This is a genomic window from Caballeronia udeis, assembly GCF_044909315.1.
GTDB lineage: Bacteria > Pseudomonadota > Gammaproteobacteria > Burkholderiales > Burkholderiaceae > Caballeronia > Caballeronia udeis_A.
In genome coordinates, this window is record NZ_JBIYEB010000019.1 from 1 (window position 1) to 18,706 (window position 18,706).

General features: G+C 58.5%; 14 protein-coding genes and 4 pseudogenes. 8 read left to right on the top strand and 10 right to left on the bottom strand.

Translation table 11 applies throughout. The annotated features are described in order from the left end of the window. Positions 1–170: 170 nt before the first annotated feature. Positions 171–2,039: pseudogene (locus ABH944_RS26925) on the top strand (gamma-glutamyltransferase family protein); the annotation flags it as partial. Positions 2,040–2,268: 229 nt separating this feature from the next. Further along, positions 2,269–2,829 (top strand): hypothetical protein, encoded by a 561-nt coding sequence (locus ABH944_RS26930; RefSeq protein WP_404610493.1) that lies wholly within the window; start codon positions 2,269–2,271, stop codon positions 2,827–2,829. Between the two features lie 242 nt (positions 2,830–3,071). Here ABH944_RS26930 and ABH944_RS26935 read toward each other — a convergent pair. From ABH944_RS26935 to ABH944_RS26945, 3 genes and pseudogenes are all read right to left on the bottom strand, one after another. Further along, positions 3,072–3,482 (bottom strand): annotated as a pseudogene (locus ABH944_RS26935) (helicase-related protein); the annotation flags it as partial. Between the two features lie 101 nt (positions 3,483–3,583). Next, positions 3,584–3,677 (bottom strand): annotated as a pseudogene (locus ABH944_RS26940) (IS6 family transposase); the annotation flags it as partial. 76 nt (positions 3,678–3,753) lie between these two features. Beyond that, complete coding sequence (locus tag ABH944_RS26945) at positions 3,754–4,728, bottom strand: helix-turn-helix domain-containing protein (RefSeq protein WP_404610492.1); 975 nt, start codon at positions 4,726–4,728, stop codon at positions 3,754–3,756. 407 nt (positions 4,729–5,135) lie between these two features. Here ABH944_RS26945 and ABH944_RS26950 point away from each other — a divergent pair, with 407 nt between their 5' ends. The 3 genes and pseudogenes from ABH944_RS26950 to ABH944_RS26960 form a co-directional block, all read left to right on the top strand. Continuing rightward, on the top strand, positions 5,136–5,909 hold the full coding sequence (locus ABH944_RS26950) for an alpha/beta hydrolase (protein WP_404610491.1): 774 nt from the start codon (positions 5,136–5,138) through the stop codon (positions 5,907–5,909). A gap of 91 nt (positions 5,910–6,000) precedes the next feature. Next, a complete protein-coding gene (locus ABH944_RS26955; RefSeq protein WP_404610490.1) occupies positions 6,001–6,219 on the top strand; it encodes a hypothetical protein in 219 nt (72 codons plus the stop codon). 156 nt (positions 6,220–6,375) lie between these two features. Beyond that, positions 6,376–6,582, top strand: a pseudogene (locus ABH944_RS26960) (hypothetical protein); the annotation flags it as partial. Between the two features lie 554 nt (positions 6,583–7,136). Here the strand turns inward: ABH944_RS26960 and ABH944_RS26965 are convergent. The 5 genes from ABH944_RS26965 to imuA form a co-directional block, all read right to left on the bottom strand. After that, positions 7,137–7,679 carry a GNAT family N-acetyltransferase gene (locus ABH944_RS26965; protein WP_404610489.1) on the bottom strand — a complete coding sequence of 181 codons (543 nt, stop codon included), beginning with the start codon at positions 7,677–7,679 and terminating at the stop codon, positions 7,137–7,139. 122 nt (positions 7,680–7,801) lie between these two features. Then, entirely contained in the window at positions 7,802–8,278 is a 477-nt protein-coding gene (locus ABH944_RS26970; protein ID WP_404610488.1) for a YjjA family protein, read from the bottom strand. Between the two features lie 133 nt (positions 8,279–8,411). Next, positions 8,412–11,573, bottom strand: coding sequence for an error-prone DNA polymerase (locus tag ABH944_RS26975; RefSeq protein ID WP_404610487.1), 3,162 nt, complete (start codon positions 11,571–11,573; stop codon positions 8,412–8,414). Between the two features lie 6 nt (positions 11,574–11,579). Beyond that, a complete protein-coding gene (locus ABH944_RS26980; protein ID WP_404610486.1) occupies positions 11,580–13,073 on the bottom strand; it encodes a Y-family DNA polymerase in 1,494 nt (497 codons plus the stop codon). Further along, positions 12,997–13,710 (bottom strand): translesion DNA synthesis-associated protein ImuA, encoded by a 714-nt coding sequence (imuA, locus tag ABH944_RS26985; RefSeq protein ID WP_404610485.1) that lies wholly within the window; start codon positions 13,708–13,710, stop codon positions 12,997–12,999. Before imuA ends, ABH944_RS26980 begins: the two co-directional genes overlap by 77 nt. A 152-nt stretch (positions 13,711–13,862) precedes the next feature. Between imuA and ABH944_RS26990 the strand changes: the two genes are divergently transcribed. Beyond that, positions 13,863–14,783, top strand: a complete 921-nt coding sequence (locus ABH944_RS26990) for a DUF72 domain-containing protein (RefSeq protein WP_404610484.1) — start codon at positions 13,863–13,865, stop codon at positions 14,781–14,783. A gap of 29 nt (positions 14,784–14,812) precedes the next feature. Here ABH944_RS26990 and ABH944_RS26995 read toward each other — a convergent pair whose 3' ends face one another. Then, the gene (locus ABH944_RS26995; protein ID WP_404610483.1) at positions 14,813–15,475 is read right to left on the bottom strand and encodes a TetR/AcrR family transcriptional regulator; all 663 of its coding nucleotides are present in this window, start codon (positions 15,473–15,475) and stop codon (positions 14,813–14,815) included. Positions 15,476–15,545: 70 nt separating this feature from the next. On the opposite strand from ABH944_RS26995, the gene ABH944_RS27000 reads away from it, so the two are divergent. Continuing rightward, the gene (locus ABH944_RS27000) at positions 15,546–16,130 is read left to right on the top strand and encodes a hydrolase (protein ID WP_404610482.1); all 585 of its coding nucleotides are present in this window, start codon (positions 15,546–15,548) and stop codon (positions 16,128–16,130) included. Between the two features lie 189 nt (positions 16,131–16,319). After that, positions 16,320–17,438 (top strand): FUSC family protein, encoded by a 1,119-nt coding sequence (locus tag ABH944_RS27005; protein WP_404610481.1) that lies wholly within the window; start codon positions 16,320–16,322, stop codon positions 17,436–17,438. A gap of 252 nt (positions 17,439–17,690) precedes the next feature. Here ABH944_RS27005 and ABH944_RS27010 read toward each other — a convergent pair whose 3' ends face one another. Next, positions 17,691–18,548, bottom strand: coding sequence for an oxidoreductase (locus ABH944_RS27010; RefSeq protein ID WP_404610480.1), 858 nt, complete (start codon positions 18,546–18,548; stop codon positions 17,691–17,693). Between the last annotated feature and the right edge of the window lie 158 nt (positions 18,549–18,706).

The following is an 18,706-nucleotide window of genomic DNA, read 5'->3' on the forward strand; positions in this document are numbered from 1 at the left end:
CCGCATCGGCTACAGAAACCGCAATCGTCGCCTTGTGAACATCCAACCCAACGAACTTGCTAAACTGCTTCACGACCTGCTCTCCTCAATTGCGGCTCTGAGCCTTCGGTTCTTCGGAGCCTCAAGCTTAACCCGCGTCGCTTGAGGTACAGCAGGTCCAATACATTGTGTCTAGTTGCCTTGCTGTGAACAGTAGCGGGTTAAGCGTCGTCATTGGCTCGAATCTCCCGGGTGACCCCTCGCTTCCTGAAGCCGCTTCGGGTTATCGCACGGGCCTGAAGCCCGTATATGCGAAGACCTATATGGTCACAACATCGAACGCGTACGCGAGCGCTGCGGGCTGCGCCGTGCTCAAGAAAGGCGGGACCGCAGCCGACGCCGCTGTTGCCGTGCAAGCGGTGCTGGGCCTGACAGTTCCCGAAGCAACGGGGCTTGGATCAGGAGGAGTGCTGATGTATTACGACGCATCGAAAAAGACGGTGCAAGCGTACGACGGCCGCGAGTCAGCGCCGAGCGCGGCAACAGAAAACTATCTTCGTTATGTTGACGATACTAGCGACCGTTCCGCACCTCAGCCAAGCGCGCGTGCAAGCGGCCGCTCGATCGGTACCATTGGTGTGCCGCGCCTTATTGAGGCGCTGCAGCGGGATCACGGCAAGCTCGCGTGGAAGGACCTGTTTGGCGACGCTATCTCGCTGTCGACCGATGGGTTTCCAATCGGCGGACGGCTTGCCGGCGCAATTGCTTCGAACGCAAGCAGCCTGAAACGCGACCCCGAAGCCGCTGCTTACTTTCTTAACGCGGACGGCTCGCCCAAGGTATTGGGCACGGTGTTGAAAAATCCGGCTTATGCCAATACGCTGAAGGCGATGGCCAGCAGCGGCGCCAACGCGCTGTATTCCGGCCAGATCGCACAGGACATTGTGGCGAAGATTGCGACGACCACTGGCGCGGATGGCTCGGTCATCACGCCGGGCAAAACGACGCTCGCCGATCTCGCAAACTATCAGGCGAAACAGCGCGATCCCATTTGCACGACTTACAGGAGTTACTGGATTTGCGGCATGCCGCCGCCGTCGTCTGGCGGAATTGCGGTGGCGTCCGCGCTGGGCATTCTTGAGAACTTTAATCTTCAACAGCAAAAGCCGACGGCAGTCGATCTTGAAGGCGGCAAGCCTACGGTTCAGGGCGTTCATCTGATTACCGAAGCTGAGCGGATGGCGTATGCGGACCGCGACAAGTATGTGGCCGATACCGATTTCATCCCGCCGCCGAACGGCACCTGGAACACGTTGCTCAACAAGCCGTATTTGGCGAGCAGGGCGGCCCTGATCAACGTCAACAAGGGCATGGGTACGGCTGCTGCCGGCAACTTTGGCGCGGTTCCGCTTGGCGTGGATAAGATGTTGATCGAGCACGGCACGAACCAGTTCACCATTGTGGATGGCAGCGGCAACGTGGTGACGGCCACCACGACGGTTGAGTCGAGCATGGGTTCGTTCCACATGACGAACGGCTTCCTGCTGAACAACCAGCTCACGGATTTCTCCGCGAATCCGACCGATACTACCGGCGCTCCCGTCGCGAATCGTGTGCAACCTGGCAAGAGGCCGCGCAGTTCGATGGCGCCTACGCTCGTGTTCAAGATCGCTGCCGATGGGTCGAAAGGCGATTTCGTGATGGCAACGGGTTCACCCGGCGGCGGCACGATTCCGCAGTACGTGGTCAAGACGATAGTCGGTGTGCTTGACTGGGGACTGGACGCGCAGCAATCAGCGAATCTGGTCGACTTTGGCGCGAGCAATGGCCCGGTCACGACTGTCGGCGGCGAGCATCCGAACGTCAACAGTTCGAATGGTGGTGCGAACGATCCGCTGCTTACGGGACTTGTTGTTTTGGGGCATACCGTTTCAACGGCGGCTCAGGCTAGTGGGGTTAATACGATCATTCGTATGGGTGTTAGTCAGGTGAGTGTCTTGCAAGGTGGTACGGATCCGCGTCGGGAGGGTGTGGTGCTGGGGGATACTTTTGCGCCTTAAGCGGTGGGGCTATGAAGTGGGGCTGGTGGTGACTGCCGGCCCCGCTTAATGCCGATAATGTCACCGCATTGACCTGTCTCTGGAGTTGCCCGCGAGCAATGATTGATCAGGCATGAGCGGCGTTACGCCGAAGAAACGAGCGGCCCGCGCATTGAGGTGAAGTGTAGGAAAATCGATAGAAAGGGCGTGACAGACAAGACAAGTTTCCTTATCCCCGTTGGAGAGAATCATGGCGCGTGCATCGAAAATCATGGTCATTCGCCACGGCGAAAAGCCGCAAGGGAAATTGCCACCATACGGTGTGACGACTGAGGGCGTGCAGAACACGGAGTCGCTGCTGGTTGCCGGATGGACGCGTGCCGGTGCGCTGGCTGTTCTTTTTGCCCCGTCACGTGGGCCGTTGCAAAGCCCCGAGCTTGCGATGCCGCAATACGTGTTTGCATCGGCAGACGAAGAAGGGCGCAAGAGCGAGCGTCCCGTCGAGACGGTGAGCATCGTTGCTCAAAAGTTGGATATCACGACCGATTCAACGTACAAGGTTGGCGATGAGATTCAACTGGTTGCCGCGGCAGAGGCGTGCGACGGTGTGGTTCTCGTGGGCTGGGAGCACAAGCACATTCCGCTGATCGCCAACGCGATTCTGGGTAACGAGACTACCGCTCCGCAAAGCTGGCCCGGTGACCGCTTCGATATGGTCTGGGTGTTCGACCTCGATGCGGCTAGTGGTCAGTACAGCTTTAGCCAGGTGCCTCAGTTACTGCTCGCAGGCGACTTGTCGACTCCGATCTGAGTTGACGCGTATGCGGGAGTTCGATTGTGAATGAGGCTGCCCTCAAGTCGACGCAGCACGTTGTCGTGCAATCTAGCGGACCACCGGCCGCTGTTCGGCCATTGCTGCCGGTGGGACCGGCTGGGCTCTACGTCAGCAATGTGGCTGATTGCTGACGGCGGTGGTACTGAGCATCCGAGTGACAGCTTTCTCGATCAGCGAATTCAAGGTCGCCTGTTTGGAACCCTGCACGACCACGTACAGCGCAGCGTTTGCCGGATCAGCGCTTCAATCGCAGCCAGTTGCGATGCTTCATCGGCACACACCAGGGACACGGCCACGCCGCTGGCGCCCGCGCGGCCGGTACGGCCAATACGGTGCACATAGTCCTGCGCCACGATCGACAGATCAACGTTGATCACCAGCGGCAGATCGTCGATATCCAGCCCGCGCGCAGCCACATCGGTGGCTACCAGGATCTGTACTTCGCCCTTCTTGAAGCGCTCCAGCGCACGCCGGCGCGCGGGTTGCGGTTTGTCGCGGTGGATGAGATCCAGCAAACGGCCCGGCGTGGCAACGAGCACATCCACGCCTTTGCGCAATTTCATCATCTGCGGGTTGATACTCACACCGCCGTAGGCGGCCAGAAATCGCAAGTCGAGGCCCTTGCACGAATCGTAGAACCGGACGCCGAAGTGCTGGGCAACCCTGCGGGCTTCCTATGCACTTCGAGCGTCAGCGGCACAATTTCGCCGAACTCCTCGACATCGCTTGGCAGAATCACGTCCAGCGGATAATGCAGTCGCTTGAGAACCTTACCGATAGCGGCTGGCAACGTCGCTGCGCGCTGTCTTCCTCGTCTGGCCCATCTCGTTCCGAATTCTTGATCGAGCGCGAATTTTTGCTCAGCGCCTTAGCGCGACAAAACCGGTTCAACAGGGTGGGTCAGAATTCAACGCAAATCGTGGGGGTCCGGTTTCCGTGCAAATCAACACAACCGGATCTGTATTCGTTGAGCCATCGTTTTGGCGAGGTGCCGACTAGAGCTCTAAAGGTCCGACTGAAGGCCGCCTGATCGCAGAATCCAGATTGAAGCGCAACTTGAGCGAGAGCAATCGGCGCGTTCTTCATTAGAGCCTTTGCGAAGTCGATTCGGCGATGAATCACGTAGCGATGCACTGGCATGCCGAACGATTGTTTGAAGGAGCGATTGAAATAACTCACTGAAAGGCCGCACTCTCCGGCGAGAGTTGCCAAACTAAGTCTTTGGTTTGGGTAGGCATCGATAATGTCCATCACACGCCGCTGCTGCCACGGCGCGAGACCACCAACTCGTTTCGTCGATACCTGGATGTTTCCATACGTCACAGCCACATGGCTACAGAACATCAAAACGAAATGTTCAAAGGTCAAATTGCATATGCGAGCTTCGTCGCCAAGCCAAGGCAGAATAAACTTGGCAAGCCCAAACAGTACATCGTCTTTCTTCCCCTGGGGGCATGACAGCACGTCAATGCGTCGCAATTCACTGTCGGAAGTAAATGCGTCAAGTGTGCTTCGTGGCAGATTGAAATGCACGCAGTCGTACGCAGATGTCCGCCATGCTCTCGGATTCGACTCCATGTCATAGATGCCGATCCCCCCTTCGGCCCAGTGAGCTACCGGCAGGAATTTGCCGTCGACCCATGTCCCCCAGTTCTTGCACGACGGCTCGCGTAAATAGACCGGGATGGTGAATCCTCGCTCGGGGTGTATGGGGCCTGCGGGATTCTCGAGGCCGCAGGGTACCGAGATCCGCGTGATCCCCATCTGCAATCGAGATTCCGACCTCAGCAGCAAGGAAGGGGCATCACGAAGTCTAAAGAAGCTTCCAAATTCGTTGCCAACATTCTGAATGTCAGCAGTCTGATGGTGTGCCATCTTTCGCCTTCCGATTGATTGTCTAGGCGACTTCGATCACGCTACCAAGGGTCGAAGGATGACCCTGCAGAATGTGATTCTACAACTGTTACAGTGCGCACTCAACGCTCAAGACGACGGCTGCGGCGATGGCGCTCGCCTCTCGCGTCGCGTCGTCTGGAAGACTGATGACACTACGTCTCGCCCAATCTTTCCTGATTCTTCGGACTTTACAGTGGGTCGCTTGACGAGGCAGCGGTGGAGCGAGGCGTGCCCACCACCCTTGCCATCCCAAAGCTAAAAATAGGGTTCAGATAAACAAATTGAGTGTCATTGTTCAAGACGTTCATACGTCATTCGTAGAAGCTGAACTCAACGACGCCTCGCATAGTGGCCTCGTGATCAACGTTTACGACTTGGAGTGAACCATGAGCCGACTTCTCGCGCCCGTCCTGCTCGCCTCGATGTTCCCAGCAAGTGTTGCCGGACCCGCTTCGGGGCAACCTGCATCGAAGGCACACGTTAAGAACATCGTCCTCGTGCATGGCGCCTTCGCCGACGGTTCCGGGTGGGAGGCCGTCGCCAACATCCTGATCAAGGATGGATACGCGGTATCAGTGGTGCAACACCCGGAGACTTCGTATGCAGAAGATGTCAAGTTCACAAGAGCGGCGATCGACCGAATGTCCGGGCCGGTTGTTCTCGTCGGTCACAGCTACGGTGGAGCAGTCATCAGCGAAGCTGGCAACGACCCCAATGTGGCTGCACTGGTCTATATCGCGGCGTTCGCTCTGGACACCGGTGAAAGCTGCGCCACCATCGAGCAAGCGGTACCGCCGGCGACGACGGGGATCAAGCAGACAGATGACAACTACTTCTATATCGACCCTGCAGTCTTTCATGCCGACTTCGCTGCGGACGTCCCTGCGAGCACGGCGAGGTTCATGGCCCTGTCGCAAGTGTTGATCTCTGCTGACTCGTTCGCCACGCCGGTCAAGACGCCGGCCTGGAAGTCGAAGCCGAGTTGGTACATGGTGGCAACCGAAGATCGATCGATCAATCCGCAACAGGAACGCATGATGGCGAAGCGTGCTAATGCCAAGACGGTCGAAGTGAACTCGAGTCACGTGGCCTACATCTCGCATCCGCAAGAGACCGCGAAGCTCATCGAGGAAGCTGCAAACTCGGCTCGGGGCAACTAGCAGGCTGGAACCCATCTGCTCCCACGAGGAACGGGCTTCCGGAGTCAGCTTCCTTCGTGGTTGGCTCGTTATCTGAAGGAAGGAGATGACAATGCAGGCACGTAGCATCATGGTCGATGATCCTCTCGAGGATTTCACTCCGCGAACCATGACGTTCGAGAGCAAGACGAAAAAGGTCTACGTGAGTGGACGTGGGCCGGCAGCGATCGTGCTGCCTGAGATGCTTGGAATCAGCCCTGCGGTCTCAAGACTTGCCAGGTGGGTCCGAGACGCCGGCTTCACCGTGTTTACCGTCCTTGTACGGCCATGACGGCGTCGTGCCCACGGTGGAGGAGGGCGAGGAGATCTTCAATCGAGCCTGTGTCAGTGCCGAGTTCAACGCGATGGGATCGGGCCGCGCCAGTCCGATCTCCAGTTGGCTCAAAGCGCTGGCGCGCGCTTCCCATGCGGAATCCGGGGGGCGAGGAGTCGGCGCGATCGGCTCTCGCGCTGGATTGTTCAGTTACAGGCGCGCGTGGGCTACTACAAGACACTGGTCGCCGTGGCGAACAAGCATGCACGCATTCTGTGGGCGGTGCTCGCCAAGGGGGAGCGGTTCGATCCGTCCTACGCGCCTGTCCGCAGTGGTGAGGGACGGGCACCTGAAACCCCAAACGACATCACCATAAATTGATATGGTAATCGAGGACGTAATCGACAAGGATAGCGACAGGTCAGACCGGCAGCGGGCGAACTCGAAAAGCTGTCAGGCGCTACACGAAATGTATTCGCCGTCCAATGGATGGAGTCCTGCTGCGCGGTTACTATCCGGGCCCGGGCGCGGTTGTGATGGCGCCCAAAAAGGCCGTTTATAGGCATGCAGTCTGTCACGCCGCCAACCGTGCCGTCGTAGTCCTCACTGACCGATACAGGAATCAAACATATGAATCACTAAACCCAGCTTGTAAAAACGGAGAGGTCCTTATAGACCGCTTTGGCCGAACTCCCGTCTTCCAATGCGACAAAACGAACGTCCGTTATACCTTGGAAGCCGCCCTACTTGTCGCGCTGCGTCGACCGGCCGCAGTGGGTCGGGAGCACGCATTCGCTGAGGGTGAGACCTGACATTCGCGGCTATCGGTGTGCGAACGGCAGGAAAGCGCCCTGTAGCCGCCTCACCGACGTCGTCATCTCAATGTCGGCAAAGGCCGAGTTCCAGCCATCCACGACCGTTCCCGCACCTTCGTCTCAGCGTTCACTACCTCTCAGAAAATCCTCAAACCCCATCGCGTAAGACTCGCAAGGACCGTCGCCATGCTCGCCGACCCCGACAAACTTCATCCCAATCTTCTCCGCCACTTTCATCGAAGCGGCATTGCCCGGATGAATATCCGCGACAATCTTCTCTAGTCCAACGCCGCGAAACGCATGCTCAACAACCGCGCCCGCGGCTTCCGACGCATACCCATAACCCCACGCATCGCGACAAAGCCGCCACCCAATCTCAATCTCGGGCCCAACTGCATCGTGGGGAATCAAAAGCACCCACCCTAAAAACCGCATCGGAGAGTCTTTGGGGAAAATCGACCAATACCCCAACCCATCGCCGAACAATGTCTCAATACGTTCCCTCAAGAATCGCTCATGGGCCTTAGCATCATGCCATGGCCCATCGATAAACTGAGTGACTAGCGGGTCACGATCCATCGCGAGACATGCTTCGTAGTCCGCCATAGTGCGTGGGCGGATCAACAGGCGATCGGTCTCAAACGTGGGCAGTGCGTCGCTCATCGGAACTGGAATCGGAACTGAAATGAAAACTAAAGAAGGCAATACATCGCGCTAACCCCGACAAGCCCAACGACACCAAAGGACCCATCGGGGTTAAAAAAACTAAAAAACTCAACCCAACATCACCCCCCCACCAGCGACTTCCCTTGCGAAAGAATCTTGTCACAAACCTGCTTGGTAACTTGCTGCTTCAACCCACCCCCACTCAAATCAACCTGCTTCCCATCGCCACTTTTCAAAATCCCGCTAGCGCCAGCGGTATACCCACTATCCGACGAAGCAGCCGATGTCCCACCCAGCTTGCTCATCAGCGAGTCTTTAACCGACGACGCTCCATTCCCACTGAGATAGTTATTCTTGATACAGAACTGCAGTACACCTGCAACATTACTCGTACTACCTGACGTCAGCGATGACCCGGTCAACCCACTGGTCATCCCGCTCATGTTACCCAGGCTGCTGAGCCCGCTGGACGATGACCCATCAGAGCTTCCACCTCCCTTCAGCAGATTGCCGAGTTGTGCATGAGCGGCCGAAATGGGTAACAACATTGCAATTGCGATGCCTGCAACGGTGCTGTGATACATGCGGATTTTCATACTCGAACTCCTTCGGTGGATAAATCATCCTCTAATATAGTTCGTTTCAAGCAAGACGTTGAATAAGAACGTTCCCGGCTTGCGCTAAGACAATTTAAATGGAGTGCTGATAATCAAAGACAATCAAAAAACGTCAATGAAAGTCGCGACTCACGCTAGTCAATCCACCTAGCAGATACGACATATCCACCAGCCGTTGTGCGACAAGATGTTGAACCTCGCCCTCGCATTGCCACGTACCGTACACGGCCAGCAACGTAGAACCGAGCGCCTCGCGGCGCTGCTTCTCCAGCAGACTGGGCCATACAATCACGTTGACATTCCCAGTCTCATCCTCAATCGTGACAAACATCACACCCTTCGCGGTACCAGGTCGCTGACGCACGGTCACGAGTCCACAACCGCGCGCCAATCGCCCGTTCCTGTAACTGCGCAACGTAGCCGCCGACATCAACCGTTGCTCAAGCAACGCCGGTCGCAGCAGTTCAAGCGGATGACGTCCGAGTGACAAACCCGTAGCCTTGTAGTCGCTGACGATATCGTCGGCCTCGGAAGGCGCGCCAAGCAGCGGCGTGACATCTTCCACGCGTGCGGCGTTGAGCATGTCCTTGTCGGGCACTGCGGCCACGGATTGCCATAACGCTTCCCTCCGGTTACCCGCGAGCGAAGTCAACGCATTGGCAGCCGCCAATGCCTGAAGATCATGCCGATCAAGCTGCGCCCGTTGCGCAAGGTCACCCACGCTCTCGAACTGCCGCACGCAACGTGCTGTTTCAATACGCTCTGCCGCACCATCACGCATGCCGCGAAGCAGCGATAACCCCAGCCGCACGGCAGGCCTGCTGTCATTACCCCGATACTCATCCGGATACTCAAGCACCGAGTCCCAGCCGCTCACTGTCACGTCGGCGGGAAACACCACTACGCCGTGGCGCTTCGCGTCCTGCACGAGTTGGGAAGGGGAGTAGAAACCCATCGGTTGCGAGTTCAGCATGGCGGCGAGAAACGCCGCCGGTTCATGTCGCTTCAACCAACTGCTGACATACACAAGCAGCGCGAAACTGGCCGCATGACTTTCAGGAAAACCATATTCACCGAAGCCCTTGATCTGCTCGAAAATGGCGTCTGCAAAGGCCTTTTTATAACCATTCTTCGTCATGCCACTCACAATGCGATCGTAGTATTTCTCCAGACCGCCTTTGCGTTTCCAGGCGGCCATTGCGCGGCGCAATTCGTCGGCTTCACCGGCAGTGAAATCGGCGGCGATCATTGCAATCTGCATGACCTGTTCCTGAAAGATCGGCACGCCCAAGGTTCTATCGAGTGCGGCCTTCAGGTCATCGTTTGGAAAACTCACCGGCTCCAAACCCTGACGCCGCCGCAAATACGGATGCACAGCACCACCCTGAATCGGACCCGGCCGCACGATCGCGACCTCGATCACCAGATCGTAAAACTTCTGCGGCCGCAGTCGCGGCAACATCGACATTTGCGCACGCGATTCAATCTGGAACACGCCGATAGTGTCCGCCTGCGAGATCATGTCGTAGGTCGGTTTATCGTCGGGCGGAATGTCCTGCATCTCAAGTCGCTCGCCGCGTTTCTCCGAGACAATATCGAGCGTGCGTCGAATAGCCGAGAGCATGCCGAGCGCGAGCACATCGACTTTTAAAAGCCCCAGCGCTTCCAGGTCGTCCTTGTCCCACTGAATCACGCTGCGATCCACCATAGCCGCATTTTCGATAGGAACCAGCCGCGTCAGTTTCTCCCGGCTGATCACAAACCCCCCGGAATGCTGCGACAGATGCCGTGGAAAATTCAGCAATTGCCCAGCCAGCGAAGCCCACGACTGAATCAACGTATTCTCCGGATCAAGCCCGGATTCAGCGAAGCGCTGCAGCAAGTCATGACCGTTGTCGAACCACTGATGCGACTTCGCAACGCGATCCACAATCTGCGCATCGACGCCCAGCGCCTTGCCCGTTTCACGCAATGCACCGCGCGGCCGATACGTCGACACCGCCGCCGCAATCGCGGTGCGATCACGCCCATATTTACGATAGATGTACTGGATAACTTCCTCGCGCCGCTGATGCTCGAAGTCGACATCAATATCCGGCGGCTCGCCACGCTCCTTGCTGATAAACCGCTCGAACAGCATGTTGCCGCGCGCCGGGTCCACCTCGGTCACGCCAAGGCAATAACACACGGCGGAGTTCGCCGCGGAACCACGCCCCTGGCAAAGAATATTTTCGCCGCGGGCAAAGCGGACGAGATCGTAGACGGTCAGGAAATACGCCTCGTATTTCATATGCTCGATCAACTCGAGTTCATGTTCTATCTGCGCCTGCACCTTGTGCGGAATGCCGAGCGGAAAACGCCGATGCGCGCCAATATAGGTTTCCTGCCGCAAATAAGCGGCATGGGTATAACCTGCCGGCACGATCTCGTCCGGATAGTCGTAACGCAGATCATCGAGTGAAAAGGTGCAGCGCTTGAGCACGTTGAGCGTTTCGCCAAGCGTGTATTCCGGATAGAGATTCGCGAGCCGCAACCTGGAACGCAGATGTTGTTCGGCATTCGGCGCGAGATCGTAACCACATTCCGACACCGGCTTGCCAATGCGAATTGCCGTCATGGTGTCCTGCAGCGGCTTGCGCGACCGCACATGCATTACCACGTTTCCGGTCGCCACCACGGGCACCTTATGAAACGCAGCCACGTGCTCGACGATCCCCCGGTGGATGTCATCGAGTGCGCGCTGGTGCAGCGTCAACCCAACCCACGCGCGTTGCGGAAACGTGGTGTCGAGCCATTCGATCTGGGCATCGAGCGCAGCCTGCTTCGCGGGGAAATCGGGCACCAGGATCGCGAGGCAATCCGGCATGCCGCGCAAGTGCGCGAACTCTTTATCGGGTCGTGCCAGATCATTCGGCGTAAGCAGGTACGCGCCTTTTTTCGACCGCATGCGGGCAATGGTGATGAGCTCGGACAGATTGCCGTAACCATTGCGGTTCATCGCCAGCAAAATGAGTCCGAAGGCCGGCGAAAGATCCGCGTTGACGAGCTTGAAATACGAGCCAATCACAAGCGGAAAATTCAGTTTCTTCGCCTCCACATGCGCGCGTACGACACCCGCGAGCGAGCATTCATCGGTGATCGCCAGACCGGCATAACCGAGTTGCGCTGCCCGCGCGACCAGCTCCTCTCCACGCGATGCCCCGTGAAGGAACGTGAAGTTGGAAAACGCGAAAAGCTCCGCATACGCGGGCAGCATGGAGAAGGGGGTATCCACGGCGCATCATCCAAACAGACCGTGGAGAAACCAGCGCGGATCTTCGGCCTCCGCACTGCCGGGCCGCTCGCGATAAATCCAGTAGCAACTTTGATCGCTGGCTTGCGCGACGAAATAATCGCGACTCGTCAAACCGCCGTCGAACCATCCCGCCTCAATGCGCTCAGCCGGCGACACCAATTTCAGCGACGACCCATAAAACGGCCGATGGCTTTTCATCATCAATTGCAACGGCTCTTCAAGCAGCCACGCCGGGCGCGGCAAATCGGACGGCACGGCTTCAAGCTTTTGAGGAAGGGTGGTGTCGGTGACGGAGATCCATCGGTTCGCCTGCTCAGGCCGGTAATCCGATGAAGGCGCCGCACGCAGCACGTTCTCGGCGCCAAGCCGCGCAACCAGCAATTCCAGCAAGCGGTTATGGTCTTCAGGCGACCCGCCGGGTTCGGGAAAAAGCGTCTCGGTAGGCGGTTCGGCGGGCTGAATTCTTGCCGCGCTCAGACACATTGCGATCACCGGGGCCACGAGTTCCGTGCGGCCAAGCCGCTCCTTGAACAAGCGCAGCAGATGTTCTTCGTGCCAGGTTGGTTCGGCCAGCGCGATCTGGATAACGGTGGGGTCAATGGCATCGCGGCCGCGCTCGTGTTCCAGCGTGAGCGTGGCGTGCGTGAGCGCCAGTTGCTGCGTGCTCAGCCAGCCGCACAGTTGCACGATCAGCCGGCGCGCGGAAAACAACATGGCTTCCGCATGTTCAATGCGATCAGGCAACTCTATACGCGCGCTGAAAGCGGGCGGCACGGCCAGCCATTCATACAGTTCGGGCGCGAGTCCATAAGCGCGGTCGAGCGAATCCAGCAGCGCGACGCCGCAGCGTTTTTTAAGCCCCGCACGCGGCAGACGGCGGATGTCGTTCAGCGTCTTGCAGCCCAGCCCCGTGAACCAGTCTCCGAAAGCCCGCACTTCCGGCGCGGCGTGGAACGGTAGCGTCCCAAGCTTGCGTTCAAGCGATGCCATTTTCAGCACGCGCCGCTTGCCGAGATGGGCACTGTGGGCGCTTTTGGCCAGCAGCCACGCACCCTGGCCGGTCGGCGCTGTGCTTAAACGCGCGGTCACGCCGATGGCATCGACAATGTCCCGCATCTGATGGCACAGCCGCACGATGCCGCCGAAGAGCCGCAAGCTCGCCGTGACATCGATAACGATGGTTTCCTCATCGCAGAGCGCGATCATGGGGGAGAATTTCATCAGCGAAAAAGCTACCTCGCGCATCAAGTCGTTTTCCCGGCTCAGCTCGCGCTCGAACATGAGGGTGTCGGGCGAGAGCGTGAGGACGCCGCCGCGCTTCATGCCCACGCACACGCCGGCCTCGCGAGCCCCCGGGTCTGCGATGGAGACCGTGTCGCGGTCCAGGACCACGCAGCCGTGTTCAGGCCGGCGCGACCAGCGTGGACGGAATACTTCCAGCGACAACCGGGGTAGATGTATGCCGACGTACACGGGCATGGGGACTCAGTAGAACGGGAGAGGGTTGCAGGGTGACGGACAGTCTTTCGGCGCGGATCGGCCCTTTGCGCTTGATGATGTCGACAGCAATACCGTCGCCGGCCGGCCGCACGCACAGCCTCAACGTGGCCGGTGACGAGTCCGCCGCGCTCGCAAGCGGGCGCACCATCAGGAACAGCGTTTCAGAGGATTGCGCGGCCATGTGCAGGCGCCGCAGCGACTCCGTGCGCGCGTATTGCTGCCAGAAGACAAGAGCGCCGCAACTGCTGGTCTTGAGGATTTGCTCGGCTGACCACAACGCGTCAGTCAGTTTCGATGCACGCACCTGGAGCAGCTTCTCGAGCGGCACACCCAGATACGCAAAAGCGAGAGAATTTGGACTATGAGGCGGTTGCACAAACGCAATAGGGCGCTTGCTCACTGCCGCTAACGCAGGGCGTAACAGCCTGACTTCGCCCACGCCCGGCTGCTGCACCAGCAGCTCGATCAGCGTTCCCAGGGGCCAGCCGCCGCCCGGCAGTTCGGCCGACAGCACGGCGTAACCCGTGTCCACCGTCTGCCCCTGCGAGCGCGCGAGCTGCGACCCGCGCCACAAGGCGGGGTGGATGTCTTCGACGTTCTTGAGCAGGGCGGACATGGTAAATTTAACTGTATGGATGTACAGTACTTTACCTTGAATTTGATCGAGCCTGAACTGCCCCTTTTAAAAGACGGAGAGGAGAGCGGGGAAGTAAGCGGGGAGAAAAATATGTCGAATGAATGGTGTGGAAATGGTAGGGAGAATGCGCAATGACCATCCTGGTTGGCACGGCTTCGTGGACGGATCCCACGCTGATCAAGTGCAAGCGTTTTTATCCGCCCGGCTGTTCGAGCGCGGAGGCGCGCTTGCGCTATTACGCGTCCGTGTTCCCGTTGGTTGAGGTCGATTCCAGCTATTACGGCATGCCCAACGCCGCGAATTCGGTGTTGTGGGCTGAGCGGACGCCGCCTGGATTCGTGTTCAACATCAAGGCGTTCCGCTTGTTCACGGGGCATCAGACCGCACGTGACACGTTCCCGCCGGACATTCAGCCGAACCTGCCGCAGAACGGCAAGACGAGCCTGTACTACAAGGATTTGCCGGACGAGTTGCAGCAGGAATTATGGTGCCGGTATTTCGAAGCTGTTGAGCCGCTTCGTGCCGCCGGCAAGCTCGGCGCCGTGCATTTCCAGTTCGCGCCGTGGGTGATCTGCAATCCCCACGGCATCCGGCATGTCGAGCACTGCGCGGACGTCATGAGCGCAATGGACGGCTACACCATGGCGGTCGAGTTTCGCAACCAGACATGGTTCGACGAAAAGCGCCGCGACTCCACGCTGGCCATGGAGCGCGAACGCGGGCTGGTGAATGTGGTGGTGGATGAACCGCAAGGGGCGAGTAACAGCATCCCCGCTGTTTGGGAAACAACGAATCCGCGGCTGGCGTTGATTCGCATGCATGGACGTAATCAGGACACGTGGAATATCAAAGGCGCGGTTGCATCGTCGTCGAGATTCAACTACGAATACAACGACGATGAAATCGATTCAATCGCGAGCCAGATTATCGAGATTTCAAAGGCGGTCGAGCTGACGCATGTGATTTTTAATACCAACTACGAGGACCAGGGGCAGAGGAATGCGCTGAAGTTGATGGGGGCTTTGGGTGTTGAGCATTCGGTCGACGGTTGACGAGTTTGGACGTACCACGCTGTGGAGACTTATGAAGACGTGAGGGTATCCAGGTTCGCACGTTGGATCGCGTCCTGCAGGTAATGACGCATAAGGCCCTCCAGTTCGTCCATGACAGCTTTACGACTGGCTATGGAGGTATCGCCATTAACCGCGACGGCCGCCTTCATGATCTGCTGGATCACGGCGGCACGGACGGCGATCTCTGCCGGTGCCAGATGCGGCGCCACTTCAGCCAGCACGGATTCGATCTCTCTACGCAGACTTTCGCGGATGCTCATGGTGCTCGGCAGAGCGAAACTGTAGGTCTCGACCAGGACCGCAAACGCCGGATGGGTCGCGCGGAACTTCACGAACGTTCTCGTCAACCGGCTCGCAAGCAGCGATACGTCCAGAGACGGCGCCGCCTCGCGCAGCTTGTGGAACGTCTCTGCGAGTATGTTCAGATAGCTTTCGAGCAACGCACCCGCGATCCGGTCCTTGGTGGGAAAAAATTGATACAGCGAGCCAATCGATGCGCCCGCGCGGGAGGCAATCGCCGTCATGGTTGCTGCGTCATATCCCTTGTCTGCGAATTCGGTAGCCGCTGCCTCCAGCAGCGCTGCGACCCGTGCGTGACCGCGTGCACGCTGTGGGGCTTTCGCTTGCCCGCTTTCGGCGCGCAATGTTGCCGTTGACTTTTGTGAGGACATGCTCATAAAATAGAAATGTGAGACGAACCTCACAATACACCTTTGGCTCACTAACTTCAACGGAAGGCAAATGATGTTGCAGAAACTTGACTCCAAAACTACGGCACTCGTTCTGATCGACCTCCAACAGGGCATCCTTGGTTTTGGGAAGGCCCCTCGCAGCGCCGAGTCCGTGCTGACGGCCTCAGCGAAGCTCGCGAAGCGCTTTCGCGAACTCAGTGCGCCAGTCGTGCTGGTGCGCGTAGGCTGGAGCGACGATTTCGGGGACGCGCTGAAGCAACCCGTCGACCAGCCCGCGGCGCTTCCTGCCGGCGGACTTCCTTCGACGTGGTGGGACTTCCCCGAAGCGATCGAAGCCGCCGAGCATGATCTCAAGATCACGAAGCGGCAGTGGAACGCATTTCACGGCACGGAACTCGATCTGCAATTGCGCCGCCGTGGCATCAAGACCATTGTGCTCGGCGGAATTTCGACGAATATTGGTGTGGAGTCGACGGCACGAGCTGCCTATGAACTTGGCTACACACTCGTGCTCGCCGAGGATGCGATGAGTTGCGCCACGGCTGAGCATCATCACGCGTCGGTTAATTACATTTTTCCGAGACTCGGCCTGGTGCGTCAGTCCGAGGACGTGATCCAGGCACTCGCGGACTGACACTGGTCCACGAAGGGGCATGAGGGCCAGAATGCTCAGCCGCTGACAGGCGGAAAGTGCGTCGATCGGTACGCCTTTCACCTGGAACGACCGATCGGATCGAGTCAACTCGCCGATTTGTACATCGACCTGTCCGCACACGCGAGAGGGCAGCAGCGGAGTACGAAGATTCAGTGCAGGAGTTCCGGGATGTCCAAATCAAGGTCCGACGAACAATCAGTTCACCGTATTACTGACGCTTCGCCGACGCAAACAAGTCGTTACGAGGTTGTCGGATCGGCCGTGTCGCGCATCGGGGCTGCTATCGATAGCAAGGCGCTTGTTCGCACGTTGACGGCCCTTTTCCCGTTAATCGTCCTCGCGCTGGTTTCCGGTCAGACAAAGTGGTTGCTCGTTTCGCTGGTGACGGTGTCGACCGCTATCGCAGTGGATCGCTCGCATCTCGCTCCGCTCGGGGTTATTTCCCACGGGATAACCATCGGAGCGGGCTTCCTGGTATTGATGGCCTCGCTTGCGTATCCACCACTGTTTGTCGTAGCCACTGCCCTAATGGCAATGGGGTCGATTCTGGTGACCGCACGGGGAAGCGAGTTGCGCTCACTCGGTAGCTATACGTTCATTCCGGTGCTTTACCTCGCCTGCGAGAGCGCCGAAGGAGTGAGGCAATCGGTACTCATTCATCGCGGGTTCGAGCTTCTTCCCTTCGTATTGACTGCTTTCTTGCCGGTTCTGCTGATTTCCTCGATCAATCATTACCGCGAACGCCGCCCAGAGGTTTCATATCTAGCGCACTATGCGAAATGGTCGAAGCGTTCTGAGCGTGGCGATCGTGTTCCGTACGTCGAAGCGATGATCGCAATAGCACTCGCCGTAGGCCTCGCAGCAGCGCTCGTGGAGTGGAGGCATATCGAGCGCGGACAATGGATGATCTGGTCAGCGGCGAGCGTGGTGACGGGCAGTGCGGCGAGCGCCCGAGTCAAGTTCCGGAATCGTATCGCGGGGGCTATCGTAGGCGTGCCGGCCGGTATCTTCGTCGGGTTGTTGGTCCCCCACGACTATTTCGTGCGAGACCTGGTTATCCTCGCTGCGTTGCTGACACTCGTCTGCATTCGGCCCTACGTTATGGCATTCGGCACACGTTGCGCCTGCGCCGCGATGGCATTCGTGGTTGCGGGGCAGTCGTGGACTTTCGCTAGCGAGCGTCTGATCAACGTAGCGGCCGGTAGTGCAACCGGTCTCTTAATTACACTGACTGTGCATGTTATCGCGAGGCGCATCGAATGCTCGCGCAAACCGGTCTCATTTTGATGATCGGCAAGATTCCGGTCGCCCTGTTGACGGGTCCGATGCTGCGTCGCGCGCGGAAGCGAACGGCCGTTGTTGAACCCGTCCTGAGACATTGGAGCATCCTTGCCGAGGGATCTATAGTGGGCCGTTAGTTATCCTTTGGAATTCTGATCGACAGCCGGCAGAAATGGACCGGCGTCGGTCGCTCGATCCCGCGGTCTGATCGAACTGGGATCGAGCCGGCAATCGCGTGGATCTATCGCGTGGATCTATTTAGCCAGGGAAATCGGCGCTTATGGTCGTGGCTTCCCATGCGGCGATCTCGGCGCGTAGAGCGTCCAACTTCAGTTTGACACGCTCCAGCCCGTTGCTGCCGAGGATCAGATGGCCCGGAGGGGTCGGTGACTGCACTGCAGCGATGATAGCCAGGGCCGCGCGCGCCGGGTCACCAGGCTGCTTGCCACTTCCGGACGAGATGGTAGCGCGGCGCTTGCCGGCGCCCGCCTCGTAGGCCTCGATCGGCTTTTTAGCTTGCTTCAGCGAACGTCCTGCCCAATCGGTACGGAACGGCCCGGGTTCAACCGCCGTAACCTTGATCCCGAAATCGGCCGTCTCGGCAGCCAACGCTTCGCTCAGGCCTTCCACCGCGAATTTGCTGGCGGCATAGTAACCGCTTCCCGGATTGCCGATCAGGCCGCCTACGGACGTGATGTTGACGATGTGCCCGGCGCGCTGTTCTCGCATCGCGGGTAACACGGCCTTGATGGTATCGGCGACGCCAAAGAAGTTGACCTCGAACATCTCGCGCACGTCCTGATCGTCACCTTCCTCGATGGCACTCAGGTAGCCGTAGCCGGCATTGTTGACCAACACGTCAATACGACCGAATTGTTGCAGGGTTTTTTCAACCGCATGTTTGATCTGACCGGGCCGGGTTACATCGAGTTCGAGCACCAATGCGCGGTCGCCGTAGCGCTCGTCAAATTCTGCCAGCGAACTGGGTTGACGAGCTGTCACGACAGCACGCCAGCCTTTATCAAGGACGGCGAGTGCGAGCTCCCGGCCGAATCCGGTCGAACAGCCGGTAATAAACCAGACGGGTGCGGACGACGGAGTATGAGCGGTTGGCATGACGTTCCTTTTGACGAGGGCCGCGCGGCAGCTGCACCACACGGCAGGGATAGCGGGGTAAAAAGTATCGCATGTTGAGGCCCGCCGCGTGGCCGGCTGCTCACCTGCTTGCCATCGCTCCGATAACCCACCTCTTTACTGACAATCGAAGGGAAAGG

Bases quoted from the DNA above. Each gene is read 5' to 3' on its own strand.
- ABH944_RS26930 (WP_404610493.1), top strand. From the start codon at position 2,269: ATGGCGCGTGCATCGAAAATCATGGTCATTCGCCACGGCGAAAAGCCG.
- ABH944_RS26945 (WP_404610492.1), bottom strand. From the start codon at position 4,728: ATGGCACACCATCAGACTGCTGACATTCAGAATGTTGGCAACGAATTT.
- ABH944_RS26950 (WP_404610491.1), top strand. From the start codon at position 5,136: ATGAGCCGACTTCTCGCGCCCGTCCTGCTCGCCTCGATGTTCCCAGCA.
- ABH944_RS26955 (WP_404610490.1), top strand. From the start codon at position 6,001: ATGCAGGCACGTAGCATCATGGTCGATGATCCTCTCGAGGATTTCACT.
- ABH944_RS26965 (WP_404610489.1), bottom strand. From the start codon at position 7,679: ATGAGCGACGCACTGCCCACGTTTGAGACCGATCGCCTGTTGATCCGC.
- ABH944_RS26970 (WP_404610488.1), bottom strand. From the start codon at position 8,278: ATGAAAATCCGCATGTATCACAGCACCGTTGCAGGCATCGCAATTGCA.
- ABH944_RS26980 (WP_404610486.1), bottom strand. From the start codon at position 13,073: ATGCCCGTGTACGTCGGCATACATCTACCCCGGTTGTCGCTGGAAGTA.
- imuA (WP_404610485.1), bottom strand. From the start codon at position 13,710: ATGTCCGCCCTGCTCAAGAACGTCGAAGACATCCACCCCGCCTTGTGG.
- ABH944_RS26990 (WP_404610484.1), top strand. From the start codon at position 13,863: ATGACCATCCTGGTTGGCACGGCTTCGTGGACGGATCCCACGCTGATC.
- ABH944_RS26995 (WP_404610483.1), bottom strand. From the start codon at position 15,475: ATGTCCTCACAAAAGTCAACGGCAACATTGCGCGCCGAAAGCGGGCAA.
- ABH944_RS27000 (WP_404610482.1), top strand. From the start codon at position 15,546: ATGATGTTGCAGAAACTTGACTCCAAAACTACGGCACTCGTTCTGATC.
- ABH944_RS27005 (WP_404610481.1), top strand. From the start codon at position 16,320: ATGTCCAAATCAAGGTCCGACGAACAATCAGTTCACCGTATTACTGAC.
- ABH944_RS27010 (WP_404610480.1), bottom strand. From the start codon at position 18,548: ATGCCAACCGCTCATACTCCGTCGTCCGCACCCGTCTGGTTTATTACC.